Annotated in this window: 25 protein-coding genes; 9 read left to right on the top strand and 16 right to left on the bottom strand. The window is 53.4% G+C overall.

Features of this window, described 5'->3' with window-relative positions; translation table 11 throughout:
* Positions 1-128: 128 nt before the first annotated feature.
* The 11 genes from ndk to trmJ all read right to left on the bottom strand — a co-directional run bounded on the left by ndk (position 129) and on the right by trmJ (position 8,180).
* A complete protein-coding gene (gene ndk / locus SHEW_RS11955; protein ID WP_011866107.1) occupies positions 129-560 on the bottom strand; it encodes a nucleoside-diphosphate kinase in 432 nt (143 codons plus the stop codon).
* A gap of 201 nt (positions 561-761) precedes the next feature.
* A complete protein-coding gene (gene iscX / locus SHEW_RS11960) occupies positions 762-953 on the bottom strand; it encodes a Fe-S cluster assembly protein IscX (protein ID WP_011866108.1) in 192 nt (63 codons plus the stop codon).
* A 118-nt stretch (positions 954-1,071) separates the two neighbouring features.
* Positions 1,072-1,407, bottom strand: coding sequence for an ISC system 2Fe-2S type ferredoxin (fdx, locus tag SHEW_RS11965; protein ID WP_011866109.1), 336 nt, complete (start codon positions 1,405-1,407; stop codon positions 1,072-1,074).
* Positions 1,408-1,415: 8 nt separating this feature from the next.
* Positions 1,416-3,278 carry a Fe-S protein assembly chaperone HscA gene (hscA, locus tag SHEW_RS11970; protein WP_011866110.1) on the bottom strand — a complete coding sequence of 621 codons (1,863 nt, stop codon included), beginning with the start codon at positions 3,276-3,278 and terminating at the stop codon, positions 1,416-1,418.
* A 72-nt stretch (positions 3,279-3,350) separates the two neighbouring features.
* On the bottom strand, positions 3,351-3,872 hold the full coding sequence (gene hscB, locus SHEW_RS11975) for a co-chaperone HscB (RefSeq protein ID WP_011866111.1): 522 nt from the start codon (positions 3,870-3,872) through the stop codon (positions 3,351-3,353).
* Between the two features lie 15 nt (positions 3,873-3,887).
* Complete coding sequence (gene iscA, locus SHEW_RS11980) at positions 3,888-4,211, bottom strand: iron-sulfur cluster assembly protein IscA (RefSeq protein ID WP_011866112.1); 324 nt, start codon at positions 4,209-4,211, stop codon at positions 3,888-3,890.
* Positions 4,212-4,225: 14 nt separating this feature from the next.
* Positions 4,226-4,609, bottom strand: a complete 384-nt coding sequence (gene iscU, locus SHEW_RS11985; protein WP_011866113.1) for a Fe-S cluster assembly scaffold IscU — start codon at positions 4,607-4,609, stop codon at positions 4,226-4,228.
* A gap of 36 nt (positions 4,610-4,645) precedes the next feature.
* A complete protein-coding gene (locus SHEW_RS11990; RefSeq protein ID WP_011866114.1) occupies positions 4,646-5,860 on the bottom strand; it encodes an IscS subfamily cysteine desulfurase in 1,215 nt (404 codons plus the stop codon).
* Between the two features lie 77 nt (positions 5,861-5,937).
* Positions 5,938-6,399 carry a Fe-S cluster assembly transcriptional regulator IscR gene (gene iscR / locus SHEW_RS11995; RefSeq protein WP_011866115.1) on the bottom strand — a complete coding sequence of 154 codons (462 nt, stop codon included), beginning with the start codon at positions 6,397-6,399 and terminating at the stop codon, positions 5,938-5,940.
* A 196-nt stretch (positions 6,400-6,595) separates the two neighbouring features.
* On the bottom strand, positions 6,596-7,417 hold the full coding sequence (gene cysE / locus SHEW_RS12000) for a serine O-acetyltransferase (protein ID WP_011866116.1): 822 nt from the start codon (positions 7,415-7,417) through the stop codon (positions 6,596-6,598).
* Between the two features lie 4 nt (positions 7,418-7,421).
* A complete protein-coding gene (trmJ, locus tag SHEW_RS12005) occupies positions 7,422-8,180 on the bottom strand; it encodes a tRNA (cytosine(32)/uridine(32)-2'-O)-methyltransferase TrmJ (protein ID WP_011866117.1) in 759 nt (252 codons plus the stop codon).
* Positions 8,181-8,337: 157 nt separating this feature from the next.
* On the opposite strand from trmJ, the gene suhB reads away from it, so the two are divergent.
* The 6 genes from suhB (at position 8,338) to SHEW_RS12035 (ending at position 12,903) form a co-directional block, all read left to right on the top strand.
* Positions 8,338-9,141: an inositol-1-monophosphatase gene (suhB, locus tag SHEW_RS12010; RefSeq protein WP_011866118.1), complete on the top strand. Its 804-nt coding sequence runs from the start codon at positions 8,338-8,340 to the stop codon at positions 9,139-9,141.
* A gap of 344 nt (positions 9,142-9,485) precedes the next feature.
* Positions 9,486-10,658, top strand: coding sequence for an NnrS family protein (locus tag SHEW_RS12015; RefSeq protein ID WP_011866119.1), 1,173 nt, complete (start codon positions 9,486-9,488; stop codon positions 10,656-10,658).
* A 108-nt stretch (positions 10,659-10,766) separates the two neighbouring features.
* Positions 10,767-11,171 (top strand): phosphate-starvation-inducible protein PsiE, encoded by a 405-nt coding sequence (locus SHEW_RS12020; protein ID WP_011866120.1) that lies wholly within the window; start codon positions 10,767-10,769, stop codon positions 11,169-11,171.
* A 316-nt stretch (positions 11,172-11,487) separates the two neighbouring features.
* Entirely contained in the window at positions 11,488-11,790 is a 303-nt protein-coding gene (locus SHEW_RS12025) for a PilZ domain-containing protein (protein WP_011866121.1), read from the top strand.
* Positions 11,791-11,903: 113 nt separating this feature from the next.
* Positions 11,904-12,572 carry an AAA family ATPase gene (locus SHEW_RS12030; protein ID WP_011866122.1) on the top strand — a complete coding sequence of 223 codons (669 nt, stop codon included), beginning with the start codon at positions 11,904-11,906 and terminating at the stop codon, positions 12,570-12,572.
* Positions 12,559-12,903 carry a hypothetical protein gene (locus tag SHEW_RS12035; RefSeq protein WP_011866123.1) on the top strand — a complete coding sequence of 115 codons (345 nt, stop codon included), beginning with the start codon at positions 12,559-12,561 and terminating at the stop codon, positions 12,901-12,903. The genes SHEW_RS12030 and SHEW_RS12035 overlap by 14 nt, the downstream gene beginning before the upstream one ends.
* Before the next feature lie 32 nt (positions 12,904-12,935).
* On the opposite strand, the gene SHEW_RS12040 is transcribed toward SHEW_RS12035, so the two are convergent.
* Complete coding sequence (locus SHEW_RS12040; protein ID WP_041406649.1) at positions 12,936-13,178, bottom strand: YecH family metal-binding protein; 243 nt, start codon at positions 13,176-13,178, stop codon at positions 12,936-12,938.
* 157 nt (positions 13,179-13,335) lie between these two features.
* On the opposite strand from SHEW_RS12040, the gene SHEW_RS12045 reads away from it, so the two are divergent.
* From SHEW_RS12045 to SHEW_RS12055, 3 genes are all read left to right on the top strand, one after another.
* Entirely contained in the window at positions 13,336-15,033 is a 1,698-nt protein-coding gene (locus SHEW_RS12045; protein WP_011866125.1) for a sensor histidine kinase, read from the top strand.
* Positions 15,030-15,740: a two-component system response regulator BtsR gene (gene btsR, locus SHEW_RS12050; protein WP_011866126.1), complete on the top strand. Its 711-nt coding sequence runs from the start codon at positions 15,030-15,032 to the stop codon at positions 15,738-15,740. Before SHEW_RS12045 ends, btsR begins: the two co-directional genes overlap by 4 nt.
* Before the next feature lie 119 nt (positions 15,741-15,859).
* Entirely contained in the window at positions 15,860-17,296 is a 1,437-nt protein-coding gene (locus SHEW_RS12055) for a carbon starvation CstA family protein (protein ID WP_011866127.1), read from the top strand.
* A 113-nt stretch (positions 17,297-17,409) separates the two neighbouring features.
* Here the strand turns inward: SHEW_RS12055 and SHEW_RS12060 are convergent, their stop codons facing one another.
* From SHEW_RS12060 to secF, 4 genes are all read right to left on the bottom strand, one after another.
* A complete protein-coding gene (locus tag SHEW_RS12060) occupies positions 17,410-17,949 on the bottom strand; it encodes a YaeQ family protein (RefSeq protein ID WP_011866128.1) in 540 nt (179 codons plus the stop codon).
* A gap of 68 nt (positions 17,950-18,017) precedes the next feature.
* Complete coding sequence (locus tag SHEW_RS12065) at positions 18,018-18,929, bottom strand: precorrin-2 dehydrogenase/sirohydrochlorin ferrochelatase family protein (protein WP_011866129.1); 912 nt, start codon at positions 18,927-18,929, stop codon at positions 18,018-18,020.
* A gap of 70 nt (positions 18,930-18,999) precedes the next feature.
* The gene (locus SHEW_RS12070) at positions 19,000-19,317 is read right to left on the bottom strand and encodes a putative signal transducing protein (RefSeq protein WP_011866130.1); all 318 of its coding nucleotides are present in this window, start codon (positions 19,315-19,317) and stop codon (positions 19,000-19,002) included.
* A gap of 172 nt (positions 19,318-19,489) precedes the next feature.
* Positions 19,490-20,437 (bottom strand): protein translocase subunit SecF, encoded by a 948-nt coding sequence (gene secF / locus SHEW_RS12075; RefSeq protein ID WP_011866131.1) that lies wholly within the window; start codon positions 20,435-20,437, stop codon positions 19,490-19,492.
* Positions 20,438-20,447: the final 10 nt, after the last annotated feature.

Consider the following 20,447-nt stretch of genomic DNA (forward strand, 5'->3'; position numbering starts at 1 on the left):
TTTACTTGGGGCTACTTTATCGTATTATTTCGCCGTACTATTTTGCCGCACTATTTTTTTGCAGTAAATTTCGGGCACAAAAAAGGAGCCCTAAGGCTCCTTTTCGAGAGTTTTGCATCAGACTCGAATTAACGAGTACGTGGGCAAAGTTCTTCAGCGCTGAAGAAGTAAGCGATTTCACGCTCTGCAGAAGCAACGGCGTCAGAACCGTGAACGGCATTCTCGTCGATGCTGTCAGCGAAATCAGCACGCAGAGTGCCACGAGCCGCTTCAGCTGGGTTAGTTGCACCCATGATTTCACGGTTAGCCAGAACAGCGTTTTCGCCTTCCAGTACTTGAACCATGATAGGACCAGAAGTCATGAACTCAACCAGTGCGCCGAAGAAAGGACGCTCGCTGTGCTCGGCGTAGAAGCCTTCAGCTTGTTCTTTGCTTAGGTGAACCATTTTAGAAGCGATGATTTTCAGGCCAGCGGTTTCAAAACGGTTGTAGATAGCACCGATGTGGTTTTTAGCAACGGCATCAGGCTTGATGATAGAAAAAGTACGTTCGATAGCCATGTCTAGCTTCCTTCATTAAACAGGTTTTTAAAAATTCGCGCGGATTATACGAAATTAAATCCGAAAAACCTACCTTTATAGCGAGATGAATGAGACATTCATCAAACCGTCATCTAGGCTGGCGCGATCCGGCTAGCAAACTGGCATGTGCAAATCGAATCCAGCTAGTAAGCAAGCGAGACTTTAAACCTCGAAACCGGCTCAGTACTCGTTGATCCAGCAGGCCTGAATCGCCTCTAGGATCCGCTCGTTGCAATGGTTGGGATCGTCGTCAAACTCATCCAGTGCCAGGATCCATTCCCGCAGATCGGTGAAGCGGATCTTGGCGGGATCCACATCGGGATGAGCCTCGAGCAGACTGAGCGCCACATCGAGAGAATCTATCCATTTCATTGTCTTACCTCTATCGCAAATACTTACCCCTTAAGTTTAGCCCCTTGGCAGATGCCGGGATCAAAAAAGCCGGTCTGATAGACCGGCTTTTTTGAGATTGCTAATACATTAAGCAGGCTTAGCCTTCACTCACCATGTTGATGGTGTATTTAGGGATCTCTACCACCAGATCGCTGTCAGGCACCTTAGACTGGCACGACAGACGGCTCTCAGGCTCCAGGCCCCAAGCTTTATCCAGCATGTCATCTTCCAGCTCATCGCTCTCTTCGAGCTCATCGAAGCCTTCACGAATGATCACATGACAAGTGGTACAGGCACAGGATTTCTCACAGGCGTGCTCTATGGTGATGCCGTTACGCAGCGCCACATCCAGCACAGTCTCGCCCACCTGGGCCTCGACTACCGCGCCGTCCGGGCATAACTCTTCATGGGGTAAAAAAACTATCTGAGGCATATTGTTACCTATATATTGTCAACCGACTGGCCCTTGAGCGCCAATCGAATGGAATTATCCATACGTTTCGCGGCAAAGTCCTGGCTGGCATCGTCCAGCGCAGCAATTGCCTTCTCGATGGCGTCAGTATCCGACTGGCTCGCCACCTGTGCCAAATTGGCCATCCCCGCCTGGATGGTCGCCGCTTCCGCTTCGTCCAGCAGATCGCCATCTTTGGCCAGCGCCGCCGACAGGGACTCTAATACCCTGGCCGCTTCCACCTGCTGCTCCGCTAACATGCGGCGCTCGATATCCTCTTTGGCATGGGCCATCGAATCTTTGAGCATGGTGCCGATCTCTTCGTCGGTCAGACCGAAGGAAGGCTTCACCTGAATGCTCGCCTGCACGCCAGAGGACTTCTCCATGGCGGTCACGCTGAGCAAGCCATCGGCATCGACCTGGAAGGTGACGCGAATATGCGCCGCGCCGGCTGCCATAGGCGGAATGCCCTTGAGGGTAAAGCGTGCCAAGGAGCGACAATCGGCCACCAGCTCACGCTCGCCCTGCACCACATGAAATGCCATGGCCGTCTGACCATCCTTAAAGGTGGTGAACTCCTGGGCGCGGGCTACCGGAATCGTGGTGTTACGAGACACCACCTTCTCCACCAGGCCACCCATGGTTTCGATACCCAGGGACAGCGGGATCACATCCAGCAGAAGCAGATCTGATTCTGGCTTGTTACCCACCAGGATATCAGCCTGAATCGCGGCGCCGATGGCGACCACACGGTCAGGATCGATTGAGGTCAACGGCGCCTTACCAAAGAAGCCTTCGACACGCTCACGCACCAGAGGCACGCGGGTCGAGCCGCCCACCATCACGGTTTCCAGCACTTCATCGTTGCTGATCGCCGCATCGCGCAGTGCTCGGCGACAGCTGGCAATGGTCTTCTTCACCAGAGATTCGATAAGAGCGTCAAACTGCGCCTTGTCGACAACTTGTTCATGCACTATGCCCTGCTCCAGGGTCAGACTCGCAGTCACGCTGGCCTGTTCGGTCAGGGCCTCTTTCACGCGGCGACTCTCGATTAAGAGTGCGCGGCGCTCACTGGCCGTAAGGCTGGTCAGTTGCCAGCTCTCCTGCAGGTGAGCGGCCAGGGCATGGTCGAAATCATCACCACCCAGCGCCGAGTCGCCGCCGGTAGCCAGTACCTCAAACACGCCTTTGTTCAGGCGCAGGATCGAGATATCGAAGGTCCCGCCACCCAGGTCATAGATGGCAATCACCCCTTCCTGGCCCGAGTCCAGTCCGTAGGCAATGGCCGCCGCCGTCGGCTCGTTGAGTAGACGCAGCACCTTGACCCCAAGCAGGCTGGCCGCCTCTTTGGTGCCCTGACGCTGAGCGTCATCGAAGTAGGCCGGCACTGTGATCACTACGCCTTCTAAGGACCCCCCTAGGGTCTTCTCGGCGCGATCCACTAAGGGTCTTAGGATATCGGCAGAGATCTGAATAGGGTTGAACTGACCGGCCTGGGTATTAAACAGTGGCAGGCCATTTTCGCTGGCAGAGAAATTATAGGGTAGCGAGGCATCCTTGGCCTGGATATCACTCAGGCTGCGCCCCATGAAACGCTTAACAGAGACCACGGTATTGAGTGGATCTTGGGCGGAGAAACGCTCGGCATCCACGCCAACCTGCACTCCGTCTTCGCTGTAACGCACAACGGAGGCCAGGGCATGACGACCAGATTCGTCGGCCAGGGTATCGGCTACGCCACTGCGCACGGCCGCCACCAGTGAGTTGGTCGTACCTAAGTCAATGCCTACCGCCAGCCTGTGCTGGTGCGGCGCGGCGCTCTGTCCGGGTTCAGCGATCTGCAAAAGTGCCATATCTTTCCAACTTAAAAAAATAAAGGCTCAGTCGACCGCAATCGACGACAGAGCCATAAAAAACATTCGCGCTTAAAAGAGAGCGTCTTCGGCTCGCTCGAGTTCCGCCTGCAACTTATCCATAAACTTGAGTTTACGCACCAGGTCCGCGGCCTGCTCCAGAACTGAAGCCTCTTCACTGCCTATCTTTTGCGCCAGCTGCGCCGTGATGTCGCCGCGATACTCGCCAAAGGATTGATGCAGGTGCTCGATAGCCTCGTCGGGATCATCGCAATCGCTAATCTCCTCCAGCGCCTCGCGCCACTCCATCTGCTGCATTAAAAACATTGTGTCTTTAACCGTGGTGGATTCGTGGCTGAGGTCGATTCCCTTGAGGCTGAGCATGTGCTCGGCGCGCGAGATGGGATGTTTCAGGGTGTTATAACCATCGTTGACCTGGGCGGTGTGCTGCACCGCCAGGCGCTTGTCCTGCTCGCTGGCATTGGCAAACTTGTCAGGGTGCACCGCACGCTGCAGTTCGCGATACCGCTCTGAAAGCACAGCGGTATCTAGCTCAAACGATGGCGATAAACTAAACAACTCAAAATAGTTCATGTATCTCGATTCGCTCTAAACGGTGAAGCTCTCGCCGCAGCCACACTCCCCTTTTGCATTGGGGTTGTTGAACTGGAAGCCCTCGTTAAGTCCCTCTTTGACGAAATCTAACTCGATCCCTTGCAGGTAGATGAAGCTCTTGGCATCGATGATGATTTTCACCCCATCGATCTCATAAACTTCATCGTCGTCATTGAGTTCATCGACAAACTCCAGCACGTATGCCATGCCGGAGCAGCCGGACGTCTTCAGTCCCAAACGTAATCCGATACCTTTACCGCGGTTGGCCAAGAAGCTTCTTACTCGATCGGCCGCCGCCGGTGTCATCGTTATTGCCATTATTACTCCGACTATTACTTTTCGTGCTTAGCCTTGTACTCGTCTAACGCTGCCTTGATGGCGTCTTCAGCCAAGATTGAGCAGTGGATTTTAACAGGCGGTAGGGCAAGCTCTTCAGCAATATCCGTATTTTTAATCGCTTGCGCTTCTTCAATCGTCTTGCCCTTCACCCACTCGGTGACCAGAGAGCTTGACGCGATAGCGCTACCACAGCCGTAAGTCTTGAACTTGGCATCTTCGATGATACCGTTGTCGTCGATCTTCAGCTGAAGCTTCATAACGTCACCACAGGCAGGCGCACCTACCATACCGGTAACCACTGAAGGGTCGTTCTTGTCGAATGAACCTACGTTACGCGGGTTCTCATAATGATCTATTACTTTTTCACTGTAAGCCATGATTCTGCTCCAATCTCTATTCGTTTATCGGCCGGATTAATGATGTGCCCACTGCACTGTTGACAGGTCAACACCATCTTTAAACATCTCCCACAATGGAGACATCTCTCTCAACTGACCGATAGACTTGGTAATGGTCTCGATCGCATGGTCAATCTCCTCTTCAGTCGTGAAACGACCGATAGAGAAACGGATTGAGCTGTGCGCCATTTCATCGTCTAATCCTAATGCACGAAGCACATAGCTAGGCTCTAAACTTGCTGAGGTACAGGCAGAACCAGAAGAGACCGCCAGATCTTTCAGCGCCATCATCAAAGACTCACCTTCGACGAAGTTAAAGCTGACGTTCAGGCTGCCGCAGTATCTTTGCTCTGCATCACCGTTGATATAGGTTTCTTCGATATGCTTGATGCCGTCCCACAGTCTGTCGCGCAGACGACGGATACGGGCGTTATCGCTTTCCATGTCGGCCTTGGCAATCGCCGCCGCTTCACCCATGCCCACAATTTGGTGAGTCGCCAGGGTACCACTGCGCATGCCGCGCTCGTGTCCACCACCGTGCATAGTCGCTTCCAGACGAATACGTGGCTTACGACGCACATACAGGGCGCCAATGCCTTTAGGGCCGTACATCTTGTGCGCCGAGATTGACATCAAATCAACCTTGCTCTTTTGCAGGTCGATAGGTAGCTTGCCGGCACTTTGTGCCGCATCCACGTGGAAAATCACCTTCTTGGCACGGCATAGCTCGCCAATGGCGTCGATATCGTGGATCACGCCGATCTCGTTGTTAACATGCATCAGGCTGAGCAGTATGGTGTCTTCACGCATCGCCGCTTCGAGCTTCTCGATAGGGATGATGCCGTTTGACTCTGGCTCAAGGTAAGTCACCTCGAAGCCTTCACGCTCTAGCTGACGACAGGTGTCCAGCACGGCCTTATGTTCTGTCTTACTGGTGATGATGTGCTTGCCTTTCTTATGATAAAAATGCGCAACACCCTTGATGGCCAGGTTGTCAGACTCGGTTGCACCCGAGGTGAACACGATCTCGCGTGGATCGGCGTTGATCAGCTCGGCGACCTGGTTACGGGCGATATCCACCGCCTCTTCGGCCTGCCAGCCGTAACGGTGAGAACGTGAAGCGGGGTTACCAAAAATCCCGTCCATCGTCATGTATTGCATCATTTTCTCTGCCACGCGCGGATCGACCGGCGTCGTAGCAGCGTAATCTAAATAAATAGGAAGCTTCATCTCACACTCCGTACTGAGTAGTCATGGCGCGACCACTTAACCACGTACATATAGTAATAATTAATAACAAAGTTAACTTACAGGGTTACCCTTTGTTCCTGTTGCATCTTGTCTTGCTTGATTGAGATAAATTGCACATCTCGCTTGTTCATCAGACCCGCAAGGCTAATGCCATTTAAAAAATCTGAAATCTGTTTGCTCAAATCGCCCCAGAGCGAATGGGTTAAACATCGAGTACCGCTCTGACAATTTCCCAAACCTTGACAACGTGTGGCGTCGACCGACTCATCTACCGCCCTAACCACCATGCCCACGGAAATATCGCTGGCGTCGAAACCGAGACGATAACCGCCACCAGGTCCTCTGACGCTGGAGACTAAACCATGCTTACGTAATTTAGCGAAGAGTTGTTCAAGATAGGAAAGGGAGATTCCCTGACGCTCGGAGATGTCAGCTAATGGGACCGGGCCAGAAGTAGAATGCATTGCAACGTCTAACATTGCCGTTACCGCATACCGACCTTTTGAAGTTAGTTTCATAGCTACCACTGCTCTCTAAAATGCTTGGGTCAATTCAACCATACTTGACTGTTTTAGTCAAGTATAAAACCTAGCAGATTAGTCAGGTATTAAGGACGTTATCGGAAACAGGAAATACCCTGCTTCGTTGCTGGGGTATTTAACCTGTTTCAAGGCAAAGATTCAACGCTCAGAGGGCAATAAATCTCACTCTTTATTAAATAATGGGATCAAACTCATCTATCGCCTGCTGGCGCTTCTCGGCCGCGGCCTGCTCGGCGTCGCTAAACTCACCCACTTCAAGCTCGGGAAGGCGCTCGGTACAGACGCTGCCGCCCATGCTCTGCACGGCCTGACACACCTCTTGCACCTTAGAATCCATCAGGTGCATATGATCCAGCATCTTGCCGATGGCATTGGCCACAGGGTCTGGATTATCGGGCGATACCGCGTAGGCATCGAAGCCATATTTCTTGGCCATCTCGGTGCGGCGCTGAACATGCTCCTTGGCCTCTTCGCTGGGTCTGGCCACCTCACGGGCGGGGATCCCCACCACAGTAGTATCTTTAGGTACCTCTTTGACCACCACAGAGTTAGAGCCGACACGCGCCCCATCGTGCATGGTGATCGGCCCCAAGATCTTAGCGCCTGCGCCCACTACTACATTGTTGCCCAGGGTCGGGTGACGTTTACCCGCCTGCCAGGTCGTTCCCCCCAGGGTCACGCCATGGTATAGGGTACAATCGTTGCCTATCTCGGCGGTCTCCCCTATCACCACACCCATGCCGTGGTCGATAAAGAAACGGTCGCCTATGGTGGCACCAGGATGGATCTCCACCCCGGTCAGCCAACGGGAGAAAGTTGAGATCATGCGCGCGGTGAGACACCACTTGGCCTTCCAAAGCTTATGGCTGACACGGTGGATCCAAATCGCCTGCATACCAGGGTAGTTGAGCAGGATCTCTAGGGTACCGTTTGCCGCCGGGTCTCTGTGATAGATGGAGGCTATGTCATCTTTAATTCTGGAAATCACGCCCATGGCTCTATTCTTCCTTCGTTGACTGTGCGTCTTGTGTGGCCTGCTGTGCCAATTCAACCTTCTTATCCACCGAGGTCAGGATACCTCGGAGGATGTTCATCTCCTGACTCTCGATTCTCGCCCGGCTAAAGAGACGTCTGAGCTTAGTCATCACCTGCCCCGGATGTTGCTTGATAATAAATCCGGTCGACAACAGGGTCTTCTCCAGGTGAACGAAGAAGTTTTCCTGCTCCTTGGCCAGGGGATACGCCTGCTCTTCTACCGTCTCGGGATCCATGGCGAGGTGCGCAACACGCGCCTCATAACAGATGATCTGCACCGCCTGGGCCAGATTAAGCGAGGTGTACTCAGGATTGGCCGGTATGGTCACATGATAGTTGCACTTTTGCAGTTCGTCGTTGCTCAGACCGTTACTCTCGCGGCCAAAGACGATGGCTACTGGGCCGTTAACGGCGGCGCCGGCGAGTTTCTCACCCGCCTGACGGGGATCCAACATGGGCCAGTCCAGGGTGCGGCTGCGAGCACTGGTGGCGATCACCAGGCTGCAGTCTGCGATGGCATCTTCCAGACAATCGACGGTCACCGCATGTTTAAGGATATCCGACGCCCCGGCGGCAAGGGCTACAGACTGGCCATCGGGTGCCACCTTGGGCTCGGCGAGATAAAGCGTGGAAAGGCCCATGGTTTTCATGGCACGGGCGGTTGAACCTATATTACCTGGATGAGTGGTTCCTACGAGAACGACACGAATATTGCTAAGCATGAAACAAGTTTGATTTCTTTCTATAGAACAGTGAATTGATGGTATCACAGCGCAAGGGGATCCCTTAATATAAAAATCTATATTTGATATAACGATTGAAAAGCGTATAATACGCGCCGATTATTTATATCTGTTCTTTAACATCCAGGGGATTGTAATGCATCCGATGCAGACCATCGCCGTGCGCGCCGCTCGCGCCGCCGGCCAAACAATTATGCGTGCCTATACCGAACTCGACCGTGTAGAAGTTAGCGCAAAAGGTATCAATGACTACGTGACTAACGTAGATAAAGAAGCAGAAGCTGCCATTACATATCAAATCCGCAAGTCGTACCCGGACCACACCATAGTTGGTGAAGAAAATGGTGAGAACAAGGGCCAAAACAGCGACTACATGTGGATTGTCGATCCTCTGGATGGCACTAACAACTTTGTTAGAGGCATCCCTCATTTCGCGGTATCTATCGCCGTACAACACAAAGGCAAGACAGAAGTTGCCGTCGTCTACGATCCTGTTCGTGACGAGCTGTTCACTGCTGTGCGCGGTAAAGGCGCCAAACTAAACGATTTCCGTATTCGCGTAAGCAAGGCGAGCGATCTCGATGAGGCCATCGTGGGTACAGGTTTCCCCTTCAAGGCGAAGCAACACACTGAAACTTACATGAAACTTTTTGCTTCTACCTTTAGCCAATGTGCCGATCTGCGCCGTGCAGGTTCAGCCGCCCTAGATCTGGCTTACGTAGCAGCGGGTCGTATGGACGCCTTCTTCGAGATCGGTCTCAAGCCTTGGGATATCGCTGCTGGCGACCTGATCGTCCGCGAAGCCGGCGGTACCGTCACCGACTTTACCGGTAACCATGGCTACATGGGTTCAGGCAACATCATCGCTGGTAGCCCTAAGGCGACTGTTGCCATGGTGAAGAGCTTCCGCCCTCTGCTGAGCGATGCCCTAAAGCGTTAACCCCCGGATTAAACAGCATCGCACGCTAAAGACCGCCTTCATGGCGGTTTTTTTATGCCTGTTGTTTATAACCTATCTATATGGTCTTTTTTTAGAGACTTTGAATAACGCTTTTCTCCACTTCATATCCTGATTTCAGCCATAGGCCGTTGCACGGTTTCATCAAGCCATATCAAGTTAAAAACCGCTACACGAAAAATGCTAGATGAAGAAGCCGCCTCCATTCAAAGCCGGTGCCCTGATTCAATCCTGATTAATTAAAAACGAGCTGCGCTTATTTACATGCATATAAATTACACCTTATAATATCCGACATAATTACTCGGATATTTATTGAGACGCGTATGCTTAACATAGACGAACCCGCCCACCTCCAACCCAAACTCGCCCTGCTGCGTTTGGGATTTCGTCCCTTCTTCCTGTTTGGCGCCCTGTTCAGCCTAGTCGCCTTGGCGCTTTGGGGCAGCTTTCTCACCGGTCGTCTCGGCTTTACCCCCCATGGGAATCCGCTGTGGTGGCACGGCCATGAGATGTTATTCGGCTTCGTGATGGCGATTGTGGCAGGCTTCCTGTTAACCGCATCGCAAACCTGGACAGGTCAGAAGAGCATCAAGGGCTGGCCACTGGGTGCCCTCTTCCTGCTTTGGCTGGCGCCGCGCATCTTGCTCGCGAATAATCAGTGGGGCAGCTTCGAGGTCGTGGCCATGCTGGATCTGCTGTTCGCGCCGGCGGCCGCGCTGGTACTGGCGAGACAGGTGATCGCCGTCAAACAGTGGCGCAACTTTGCCTTCATCCCCATCCTGCTGTTGCTTACTGTGGCCAACGCCCTGAGTTACTACGGCGTCAGCAGCCAGAACAGTCTGCTGGTGTCCCATGCCTTTCACGGCGCCACCATCTTGATGGTGACCATAGTGGCCCTCATCGGCGGTCGGGTGATCCCCTTCTTCACCGACAGAGCCACACAGTGGCAGCGACTGGACAACATCTCCTGGCTGGAAAAGCTCACCTTCGTCAGCCTGATGGCACTCTTTATCGCCATGCTTATCGGTCAGTCTCTTGCAATAATGCTCTGCGCCGCCGTGGCCGGGATCACCCTACTGGTGCGCTGGTCCCGCTGGGGCGTGCAATCGACCTTTGGCGTGCCACTGCTCTGGTCGCTACATCTGAGTTATCTCTGCATCCCTGTGGGTCTACTGCTGATCGCAGTCGGGGCCAGCGTCTCCGCCGGTCTGCATGCCATGACGGTGGGGGGACTCGGCGGCATGATCCTGGCGATGATGGCCAGGGTCTCGTTAGGTCACACGGGTCGTAACCTCTTGCCACCTAAGGTGATGACGGGCGCTTTTGCGCTGATCCTCATCTCGACCATCACCCGCGTCTTGGCCAGCCTGTTCCCGGCGCAGTTTATGCTCTGGCTAACCATCGCACTGGTCGCCTGGATCTTTGCCTTCGGCACTTTCGTTATCTGCTATGCCCCTATTTTGCTCACGCCAAGGGTAGATGGCAGACCGGGCTAGGCGCCTAACAGAGGCTAAAGCGTCAGATTGTGAAAAGCATCACACCCAGACGCTGGCGTAGCGCTCAATACTTGTTACCATCTATAAAAACACAATTGAGCGCTATTTATGGGAAAACTCTACACGCAATATGGCTCTAAAAGCCTCAAAGCAATAGAACATTTTGTTTTAATTATCATCGCCATTGCCACCATAGTGGCCATAGGGCAAGAGATAGCGCACATCATCAAGATGGGAGAGGTGGCGCTGGCTGATCTGCTGCTACTCTTCATCTATCTCGAGGTGCTGGCCATGGTGGCCAACTACGCCGAGTCGGGTAAGTTGCCGGTGCGGATGCCGCTCTATATCGCCATCGTCGCTTTGGCCCGTTATCTGATTCTCGATATGAAGGGAATGGAAGACTGGCGCATTCTGGCTATCTCAGTATCTACCCTGGTGCTCGCCAGCACGGTTATCGTGATCCGCTGGGGTCAGCTAAAACTCCCCTATCCTCGTAAAGAGGACGACCACTAGCCTGTTTAAGAGCCAGTGAGCTCTAGGCAGGCAATGGCCAGCAAGTTATGGGGCGGTAAGCTATTAAGACGGTATGCTATTAAGACGGTAAGCGCCGCCCCTCTTATCAATAAATGCCTGACTCGGCAGACATAGACTCCCCAAGCGTTACTGCTCACCTATTCACTCCTCATAGCTCCTCGCTAGTCGGTTTACCCCATTAGCTCGCCTGCAAATAACTAACCGTTATTCATGTTGTTATAACTATTATTTCCCTCATAAACTGTGCTACGTTTAAAGGGCTTTACCCCTATCTCTAACAGCAAGGAATACTCTGATGGATCAAAGCCACGAAGATTTTGAAGAACGCCGTCAATCCCTGCGGGTTGACATGGAAGCCGAACGCATACTGATCTCATGGACAGATGGCTTAGGCGTGGTGCACACAGATGATGCTATCTGTATGGATCTGGCACGTCGTGGTGTGCTAATTGAATACAAGCAGGCCTTTACCCTGGGCGAGCTGCTCACAGTGACCTTCAATCCCAACACAGATAAACAAAACAGCATCAAGGCTCAGGTGTGTCGCTGCAGCGAATGTGCCCCACACCGTTTCCAAGTTGCGATGCAAATTATTTAGGCTTTTCAGTGAACTAAAAACGGGAGTTCAGGCAGTATCCATAACTCTGTTCTATACTAAACAGCACAAGTTCTGCGACATAAATCAGTGCCAATGCTTGAGGGAGACACGCTATGATTCTGCTTGTTGGGGGTGAGAAAGGCGGCGCGGGCAAGAGTTGCCTGGCCCAGAATATCGCCGTACATATCACTCAAAAATTCAATGCCAACGTATTGATGGTCGACTGCGATCCCCAGCGCACCACCTCTGACTGGATCCAGGCCCGGAACGAAGATGCCAGCCTGCCTGCGATCAACTGTATCCAACTGTACGGTAAAATTCGTAATGATCTGCTTGGGTTAGACCAAAGATTTGACTATGTGATCGTCGACTGTGGCGGTCAGGATAACCTGGCAATGCGTGCGGCCATGTCGGTAGCCACCTATGTGGTGCTGCCACTCAGGCCAAAGCGGCGCGATCTCAAGACCCTCCCCCATATGGAAGATATGCTCAGTACCTGTAAGATGGTCAACCCTAAGATGGTTGCTACCGTGGTGATGACACAATGCCCAGCGCTGCCCAGCCAATATAAACGCATATTGGAGGCCAAAGAGGTGGTTGAGTCATTTGGGCTGAGGGTGCTTGACGCGGTAACCTTTAGCCGCAACGTCTACGATGACAGTGAAGAACAGGGATCGTCGGTCATCGAAATCGAACCGGATGGAAAAGCCGCCGCCGAGATACGTGCTATCGCCGATGAACTGTTTGCGATACCACCAGAAAATTCCTATGAGCTTAACTGATCTTAAACGTCGTAAATCCAAACCTCGCAAGAAATTGTCGGTTGAAGATTTTATCGAGGATGCCAACAACTATGCGTTTGGTCAGCCGAGCCTTGCCAATCGCGTCAAGAAATCGCGCAAAACCAACACCACGGTCAATCAGAAGAAACAGGCGAGTCGCATCTTTCGCCACGCCACCTTCACCTTGACCGAGACCAGCATAGCCCAGCTCAATACGCTGGCGAAGGAGAGCAAGGTCGCCAAGTCGCGACTGATCCGTATGATGATCACCGAGTTCGCCAGCAAATCTAAGGCCGAGCTAGAGGTGCTAATAGAGCTCAGCCAGGACTAATAAGTTAGTGACTATTCGTTGATGACTAGTCGTTAGTGATTACAGATACGATCGGCTGCGGTGGCTATCCCCTCGGCCGACTCGGTAAACTTACCCTTGCGCTCGAGAAACGCGATCAGCTCCTGGGCATCCATCTCGCTGGCCGAGCAAGTATGATAACGAGCCTGCTCACCAAACTCCTTATGCATAAGCTGAGTCAGCTCCCCCTTAGATATTGCGCGGCCCAAGGACAACATAAGTTCCATCACCTGATGGCCATGAATTGAATCTGACATACTCTTCCTAAAAGATATAAAATAGATGTCTCTTTATAACCTATCTCGGTAGCAGAAACTTTGATCCCGAGCCCAAAGCCCGCCCTTGTCCTAAAACCAGCGCCAGTGCTATGCTGAGGATCACTAAGGCCTCTCCCACACGAGTACCCAAGTTTCTATGCCTTTAATCCTCCTGCTCACCCAACAGATGTGCCTCTACCTGGTCATAGTGTACCTGCTGAGTAAGACGCCGCTGTTTAAGCTATTTGCCGAGACGGCAACCCGTCTGCCCCATAAGATCTACATCTATCTTATCTTCTCGGGTTTCTGCATCATGGCCACCTATTTTGGTGAGCAGACCAACGATGCCATCGCCAATACCCGCGCCATGGGCGCCGTGCTCGGCGGCCTGTTAGGCGGACCGGTTACCGGCTTTTTGGTGGGCCTAACCGGCGGCCTGCACAGATACAGCATGGGCGGCTTTACCGACTTGGCCTGTGCCATCTCCACCACGTTAGAGGGCCTATCGGCGGGCATAGTCGGCTTTTACCTGCGTAAGCAAAATCGCAGCGAGATGGTCTATGCGCCGCTGCTGGTCGCCCTAGTCACCTTCTCGGCCGAGATGCTACAGATGGCGCTGATCCTGGCCATCGCCAAGCCCTATGGTGATGCCCTAGCCCTGGTGAAACAGATAGCTCTGCCCATGTTGACGGTCAACTCCATAGGCGCCGCCCTCTTTATGAGCATGGTGCGGGATCAGAAGACCATGTTCGACAAGCTCTCCTCTGCCTTCTCCACCAAGGCACTTAAGATTGCCGAGCGCAGCGTGGGGATCCTCTCCAAGGGGTTCGATCAGGAGGGCAGCACTAAGGTGGCGCAGATCATCCTAGAGGAGACTAACGTCGGCGCGGTGGCCATTACCGATAGGGAGAAGCTGCTGGCGTTTATCGGCATCGGTGACGACCACCATATTCCCGGCACCCCCATCTCCTCAAAGATCACCCAAGATGCCATAGAGCAGAACTGTGTCATGTTCGCCGACGGTGTGGAGACCCCCTATGCCTGCTCCATCTCGCCCCAGTGTCGCCTCGGCTCCAGCCTGGTGATCCCACTGAGGTGCGAGTCTGAGGTGATAGGCACCATCAAACTCTATGAGCCCAAGAATAAGCTGTTTCTCAACATCAACCGCACGCTGGGTGAAGGGATCGCCAGGCTGATGAGTAACCAGATCCTCTACGGCCGCTACGAGCTGCAACAGAGCCTGCTGACTCAGGCGGAGCTCAAGCTGCTGCAGGCGCAAGTTAATCCCCATTTCCTGTTTAACGCGCTCAATACCATCGCCGCCATCATAGGCAAGGATCCCCTGATGGCGAGGCAACTGCTCCAACACCTGTCGCAGTTTTTGCGCATCAACCTCAAGCGCACCACAGGCCTGGTGACCCTCAGCGATGAGCTGGAACATATCGACGCCTACCTCACCATAGAGAAAGCGAGATTTATCGATAAGCTCAGCGTGCATATCGACATTCCAGCAACGCTGCACCAGTACCGCCTACCGGCCTTTACCCTGCAGCCCATCATAGAGAATGCGGTAAAGCATGGTACCTCACACCTGCTGGAGCCCGGGGAAATCTGGGTCAGTGGCAGAGCCGAGCAAGATTTATTAATATTGGAAGTAAAAGATAATGCAGGTCTGTATCGGGAAGAGCTCAATGCAGACACCTCAGGATTAGGTATGTCCATCGTCCATAAGCGGATCCAGAGCCTGTTTGGCCCCCACTATGGCGTTAAGATCAACTGCGAGAAGGACCGTTTTACTCAAGTCATTATTACCCTGCCGCTAAATGATGTGGCACAGACGGAACCCACAGCGTGATCACTTGCTTAATTATCGACGATGAACCCTTTGCCCGTGAAGCCCTCAACGACCAACTCAAGATCTATCCCGAGCTCGAGGTGATAGGCCAATGCAGCAACGCCATCGAGGGGATGCAGGCCATAGGCAAGCTCAAGCCGCAGCTGATCTTCGTCGATATCCAGATGCCCAAGATAAGCGGGCTCGAAATGGTGGCCATGTTGGATCCCGACAGCATGCCCAGGGTGGTGTTTGTCACCGCCTTCGATGAATACGCCATCAAGGCCTTCGACAATCATGCCTTCGACTATCTGCTCAAACCCGTGGACGAGGCACGCCTGGCCACCACCATATCCAGGGTGCGCCGGGACTTGCGCCAGGTGCCACTCGACGCCGTGCTGCCCACCCAGCTCGAACATGTCCCCTGCTACTGCGGTAACCGTCTCAAGGTGATCAACGTCGAAGAGGTGGAGTTTGCCTTTAGCGATCTCAGCGGCATACATGTCACCACGGCGCAGGAGCAGGTGCACACTCATCTGACTCTCAAGGTGCTGGAAGAGAAGACGGATCTGGTGCGCTGCCACAAGCAGTATCTGGTCTCACCCCAGGCGATCAGCGAGATCGTTATCTTAGAAAACGGCGCCGAGGTCCTGACCCACTCGGGGAAGACGGTTCCCGTCTCCCGCCGCTTCCTGAAACCGATAAAACAGCTCTTCGGCTTTCACTAATACAGTTACTGGCTCGATTTTACCGCTTAATCTGCTTATTCGACCACTCACCTAAATGTCGGTTTCCTTAAATTGCCGACAGGTTACACTCTTGTTAACTTTAAATGGGAGTACTAATTATGATGTGGTTTCTAATGTGTGTCGGCCTGCTACTCGGCGGATACTTCATCTACGGTAAGTTTGTTGAGAAGGTGTTCGGTATCAATACCGCTCGCCAAACCCCCGCCTTTACCAAGACAGACGGCGTCGACTATGTGCCTATGTCAAAAGGTAAGGTTTACCTGATCCAGCTGCTGAACATTGCAGGTGTCGGCCCCATCTTCGGCCCTATCTTAGGTGCCCTCTATGGTCCTGCCGCCATGCTGTGGATCGTGATCGGTTGTATCTTCGCCGGTGCGGTGCATGACTACTTCTCTGGCATGCTGTCGGTACGCAACAATGGCCAGTCTGTGCCAAACCTTGCCGGTAAGTACCTGGGCAACAGCGCCAAGCACTTCATGAACGTGTTTGCCATCATACTCCTACTGCTCGTGGGCGTGGTCTTCATCTCTGCGCCTGCTGGACTGCTCGGCAAGTTGACCGGTTGGGACGTTAGCCTGTTCCTCGGCATCATCTTCACCTACTATCTGATCGCCACCATCGTGCCGGTCGACAAAATCATTGGTCGCCTCTATCCCTTCTTCGGCGCCCTGCTGCTGTTCATGTCTGTGGGTCTGACCATAGCACTGATCGTCTCTAGCGAGCACACCCTGCTGCCAGGTTTCAGCGCCGGTGACTTCCTGTCTAACCTGAACCCTAACGACATGCCACTCTGGCCTGCCCTGTTCATCACCATCGCCTGTGGCGCCGTATCTGGCTTCCACGCCACTCAGTCACCGCTGATGGCTCGCTGCGTCGAGAATGAATCTAACGGACGCTTCGTGTTCTACGGTGCCATGATAGGTGAAGGTATTATCGCCCTGATCTGGTGTGCTATCGCCCTGTCATTCTTCGGCGGCGTAGAAGGCCTGAATGCCGGCATGGCGGGCAACCCTGCAAACGTTGTGTATGAAGCTTCTACTGGCCTGCTAGGCGCTGTGGGTGGATTCATGGCTATCCTAGGTGTGATTGTTCTCCCTATCACCTCTGGCGATACCGCATTCCGCTCTGCACGTCTGATCTTGTCTGAGTTCTTCAAGATGCCACAGACTGCATTGCCTAAGCGTCTGGTGCTGGCTATCCCACTGTTTGTGATTGGTGCGATTCTGACTCAGGTCGACTTCGGGGTGATCTGGCGTTACTTCGGTGTGGCTAACCAGACCACAGCCGTGATGATGCTTTGGACCGCTTCTGCATACCTGCTACGTCATAACAAGCTGCACTGGATCTGTACCGTACCAGCCATGTTCATGACCACAGTGGTTATTAGCTTCCTGCTGAACTCTGCCACCTTAGGTGCAGGCCTACCTATGACGGTTTCTACCATTGCCGGTGTGGTATCGACCTTGGTCATTACCGCACTCATCATAGTGAAGACTAAGGGCCGCGGCGAAGAAGAGTTACCCGAAGAAGCCTAAACACTCCAGTAACATCCCCCAAAGTAAAAAACCAGTCGCAAGACTGGTTTTTTTATGCCGGTTTCTGTGTCGCTCACAACACCAATCGTTTTAGCACTCAACGCCGAAGCGTCTTATCCCTTTAGCTGCTCAGGGGTAATATGCACGCTGCCGCTATCGTTGGAGAGCCACACCTCTCCCTCGCTGATATTATATTGCAGGCTCATGTTGCGACTGACTATATCGCCCATCGCCTTCACCTGCTCTTCGGGCAGGTTCCACACAGCAAGGTTCTGATAACGGCTGAGGGCCTGCTCATTTTGCTGCCACCAGATAGGCACAGCGCGGCCGCCATAGGTGTAGAGCAACACCCTATCGGCGCGGCTACTGGCCTTCCTCAACCACTTCTCATCGCTCTGACCAAACTCGATCCACAGCTCTATCTCGTCGCTCAAGGATTTCTGCCACAACTCGGGCTCTCCCTCGACGCACAGCCCCTTGCTAAAGGCCAGAGTATCACTGGCGTTCAGGACAAAGGCCAGCAGCCTGACCATCATGCGGGCATCGGTTTCGGATGGGTGCTGTGACAGCGTGAGGGAATGATCTTGATAGTAGCCACGATCCATGTCGGCAATCTGCAGCTGTACTTTATAAACGGTTGCTTTGGGCGCCATAATGCTCAGTCGTTAACAATAAAGCGCCTAGTTTACCCTAATTAGGCGCCCTTTGAGCAAGAGATGCGTTACAGTGCGCCCGGGCGCAGGTGTTTCGCCATGGGGAAATGGGCCACCAGCTGAACTATGGTCTCGGTTTCGGCGTAGACCATCACCCGCTCGCCCTTGTCTAACCTGGCTGATAACTCACTGAGCGGTAACATGGGCTGACGCCCGGCGTCGCGGCGCACCAACTCAGACAGACGCTCTGGCAGCGCTAAGTCACTACATAGCCAGTCGAGACGCTGCATCATAGGCACGGCGGCCAGGGGCAGCAGATCGATTGGCGTGTGGGCCTCGAGCAGCAAGAGCTCGCCACTGCCCGAAAGCGTACCGAACGCCTGCTCGAAATAGTTATCCGTGCGCTCATCGAATCTGTCGCCATTGAGGCGGAAGAACTGCTCCCAAAACAGCTTACGCTGCTCAAACGCCGGCAGCCGATGCTGCACCTCGGTGCGTTTATCGGCGATGAAATCGAACAGTTCACTCAAGGATGATGGCAGCCAGGTCTCCAAACGAGCCCTAAGCTCGCGGGCAAACACGGGGGCGGCGCCACTGGTGCTGATAGCGACCTGTAAGCGGCCCCTGTCGACGATGGCGGGGGTGATGAAGTTACAGAGCTTGGGGGCATCGACCACATTGACCCAGAGCCCCAGCGCCTTGGCCTGCAGGGCAAACTGACGATTGAGAGGCTCGTCACTGGTGGCCATATAGAGCAGATCTATCCCTTCGAGGTCGTCGAGTTCGGCGAATCTCTGCTCCAGGGCGATCTGCCCCTGGTTTGCCATGGCCATCACGGCGTCGCAGACATCTGGAGCGATCACCCGAATATGGGCCTGGGTGCGGCTCAGCAACTCAAGTTTGCGGCTGGCGACAATGCCTGCGCCTATCATCAGGATCTTCAGCCCATCGGCCTGGGCGAAAATGGGAAAATATTGCATCGATTAAATGACTTGTCTCGACTAAGGATAAGACAAGAGTAAAGTAAGCCTCTGCGAGCGGCAAGCACTACTAGCTAAGCTGCTCGCTACGCTCGGCGCTGCAATGCCAGCAGAGCTCAAAGTTACCTTCATTCATCTCGTGGCATTTGACGCATTGCCACTTGGGACTCTCACTGTTTAGGGTCTCAAGCTGCGCCCTGGCCGCCTCATACTGAGACTCGGCCACCCACAGCTCGACATCCTGTAGATCCACCGGCAACTCGCCGATCCCACCTAGCAAGGCCTCGCCTCGCAGTTCGACCCCGATACCGCAGGCCTCCAACATCCCTTTCCAAGCATGGGCCTGTAACAAGTTACCACCGGCCACCAACTTACTGCGCTCTTCCATCTTTATCCCCTACAACGCTTGCTCTTTTTGGCAAATTATCAGGTGTATTGATTAATCGCTGAACATCCTAGCCTTAAAACTTACATTTTGTCGAGTCGGGATCCGGCCAAATTGGCAATAAAAAAGCCACGAAATCGTGGCTTTTTCATAACACTGGTCGGGCAGCTTGTGCCTACGGCATCAATGCATCCTGATCCGCGCCCTCTTTTTCTATTTCAACAGGCATCATATGTTCGCGGTTGATCCCTAGTTTTACAGCCAGGAAACTCGCCACATAGATAGAGGAAAAAGTACCCACGAAGATACCCATCAGCAAGGCTGTCGCGAAGCCGTGGATCATGGTGCCCCCCTTGAGGAACAAGGCCACAACCACCACCAGGGTAGTACCTGTGGTGATGATGGTACGGCTCATGGTTTGGGTAATAGAGTTGTTTACCACCTCTTCAGGGGTGCCCTTACGCATCTTGAGGAAGTTCTCACGGATACGGTCAAACACAACGATAGTATCGTTGAGCGAGTAACCTACTACCGTCAGCACACCCGCCAGCACCGTCAGGTCGAACTCCAGCTGGAACAGTGAGAACACACCGAGCGTGATGATCACGTCGTGCGCCAATGCCGCCACCGAACCGAGGGCCAGACGCCATTCGAAACGGAAAGAGACGTAGATAAGGATACAGATCAGCGCCACCAAGACGGCCAGGCCGCCCTGCTCGGCGAGCTCTTTACCCACCTGAGGACCAACAAACTCGACACGTTTCTGGCTCACACCTGGATCGACTTTAGCTGCGGCCTCCATCACATGCGCAACCTGTAGGTCGCTCTTCACGCCTTCTTTAACAGGCAGACGGATCAGCACGTCGCGGCTTGAACCAAAGTTCTGCACCACGGCGCCATCTGTCTCGTCTGAGGTCAGGGCTGCGCGCAGCTGATTCAGATCGACAGGGTTCTTAAACTCCATCTCAACGACGGTACCGCCGGTGAAATCCAGACCCCAGTTTATTCCATTAACTGCCAGTGAAGCCAGAGAGCCGATCACTAAGATGAGTGATAGCGCACTGATAGCTACGGCGTGACGCAGGAAGTTGATCGTGCCTTTAATTGATAAAATCTCGAACATGGTCAACGTC

The organism is Shewanella loihica PV-4 (assembly GCF_000016065.1).
Taxonomy (GTDB): Bacteria; Pseudomonadota; Gammaproteobacteria; order Enterobacterales; family Shewanellaceae; genus Shewanella; species Shewanella loihica.

Coding starts and splice junctions, on each gene's coding strand:
- ndk (WP_011866107.1), bottom strand. CDS start 560: ATGGCTATCGAACGTACTTTTTCTATCATCAAGCCTGATGCCGTTGCT.
- iscX (WP_011866108.1), bottom strand. CDS start 953: ATGAAATGGATAGATTCTCTCGATGTGGCGCTCAGTCTGCTCGAGGCT.
- fdx (WP_011866109.1), bottom strand. CDS start 1,407: ATGCCTCAGATAGTTTTTTTACCCCATGAAGAGTTATGCCCGGACGGC.
- hscA (WP_011866110.1), bottom strand. CDS start 3,278: ATGGCACTTTTGCAGATCGCTGAACCCGGACAGAGCGCCGCGCCGCAC.
- hscB (WP_011866111.1), bottom strand. CDS start 3,872: ATGAACTATTTTGAGTTGTTTAGTTTATCGCCATCGTTTGAGCTAGAT.
- iscA (WP_011866112.1), bottom strand. CDS start 4,211: ATGGCAATAACGATGACACCGGCGGCGGCCGATCGAGTAAGAAGCTTC.
- iscU (WP_011866113.1), bottom strand. CDS start 4,609: ATGGCTTACAGTGAAAAAGTAATAGATCATTATGAGAACCCGCGTAAC.
- SHEW_RS11990 (WP_011866114.1), bottom strand. CDS start 5,860: ATGAAGCTTCCTATTTATTTAGATTACGCTGCTACGACGCCGGTCGAT.
- iscR (WP_011866115.1), bottom strand. CDS start 6,399: ATGAAACTAACTTCAAAAGGTCGGTATGCGGTAACGGCAATGTTAGAC.
- cysE (WP_011866116.1), bottom strand. CDS start 7,417: ATGGGCGTGATTTCCAGAATTAAAGATGACATAGCCTCCATCTATCAC.
- trmJ (WP_011866117.1), bottom strand. CDS start 8,180: ATGCTTAGCAATATTCGTGTCGTTCTCGTAGGAACCACTCATCCAGGT.
- suhB (WP_011866118.1), top strand. CDS start 8,338: ATGCATCCGATGCAGACCATCGCCGTGCGCGCCGCTCGCGCCGCCGGC.
- SHEW_RS12015 (WP_011866119.1), top strand. CDS start 9,486: ATGCTTAACATAGACGAACCCGCCCACCTCCAACCCAAACTCGCCCTG.
- SHEW_RS12020 (WP_011866120.1), top strand. CDS start 10,767: ATGGGAAAACTCTACACGCAATATGGCTCTAAAAGCCTCAAAGCAATA.
- SHEW_RS12025 (WP_011866121.1), top strand. CDS start 11,488: ATGGATCAAAGCCACGAAGATTTTGAAGAACGCCGTCAATCCCTGCGG.
- SHEW_RS12030 (WP_011866122.1), top strand. CDS start 11,904: ATGATTCTGCTTGTTGGGGGTGAGAAAGGCGGCGCGGGCAAGAGTTGC.
- SHEW_RS12035 (WP_011866123.1), top strand. CDS start 12,559: ATGAGCTTAACTGATCTTAAACGTCGTAAATCCAAACCTCGCAAGAAA.
- SHEW_RS12040 (WP_041406649.1), bottom strand. CDS start 13,178: ATGTCAGATTCAATTCATGGCCATCAGGTGATGGAACTTATGTTGTCC.
- SHEW_RS12045 (WP_011866125.1), top strand. CDS start 13,336: ATGCCTTTAATCCTCCTGCTCACCCAACAGATGTGCCTCTACCTGGTC.
- SHEW_RS12055 (WP_011866127.1), top strand. CDS start 15,860: ATGATGTGGTTTCTAATGTGTGTCGGCCTGCTACTCGGCGGATACTTC.
- SHEW_RS12060 (WP_011866128.1), bottom strand. CDS start 17,949: ATGGCGCCCAAAGCAACCGTTTATAAAGTACAGCTGCAGATTGCCGAC.
- SHEW_RS12065 (WP_011866129.1), bottom strand. CDS start 18,929: ATGCAATATTTTCCCATTTTCGCCCAGGCCGATGGGCTGAAGATCCTG.
- SHEW_RS12070 (WP_011866130.1), bottom strand. CDS start 19,317: ATGGAAGAGCGCAGTAAGTTGGTGGCCGGTGGTAACTTGTTACAGGCC.
- secF (WP_011866131.1), bottom strand. CDS start 20,437: ATGTTCGAGATTTTATCAATTAAAGGCACGATCAACTTCCTGCGTCAC.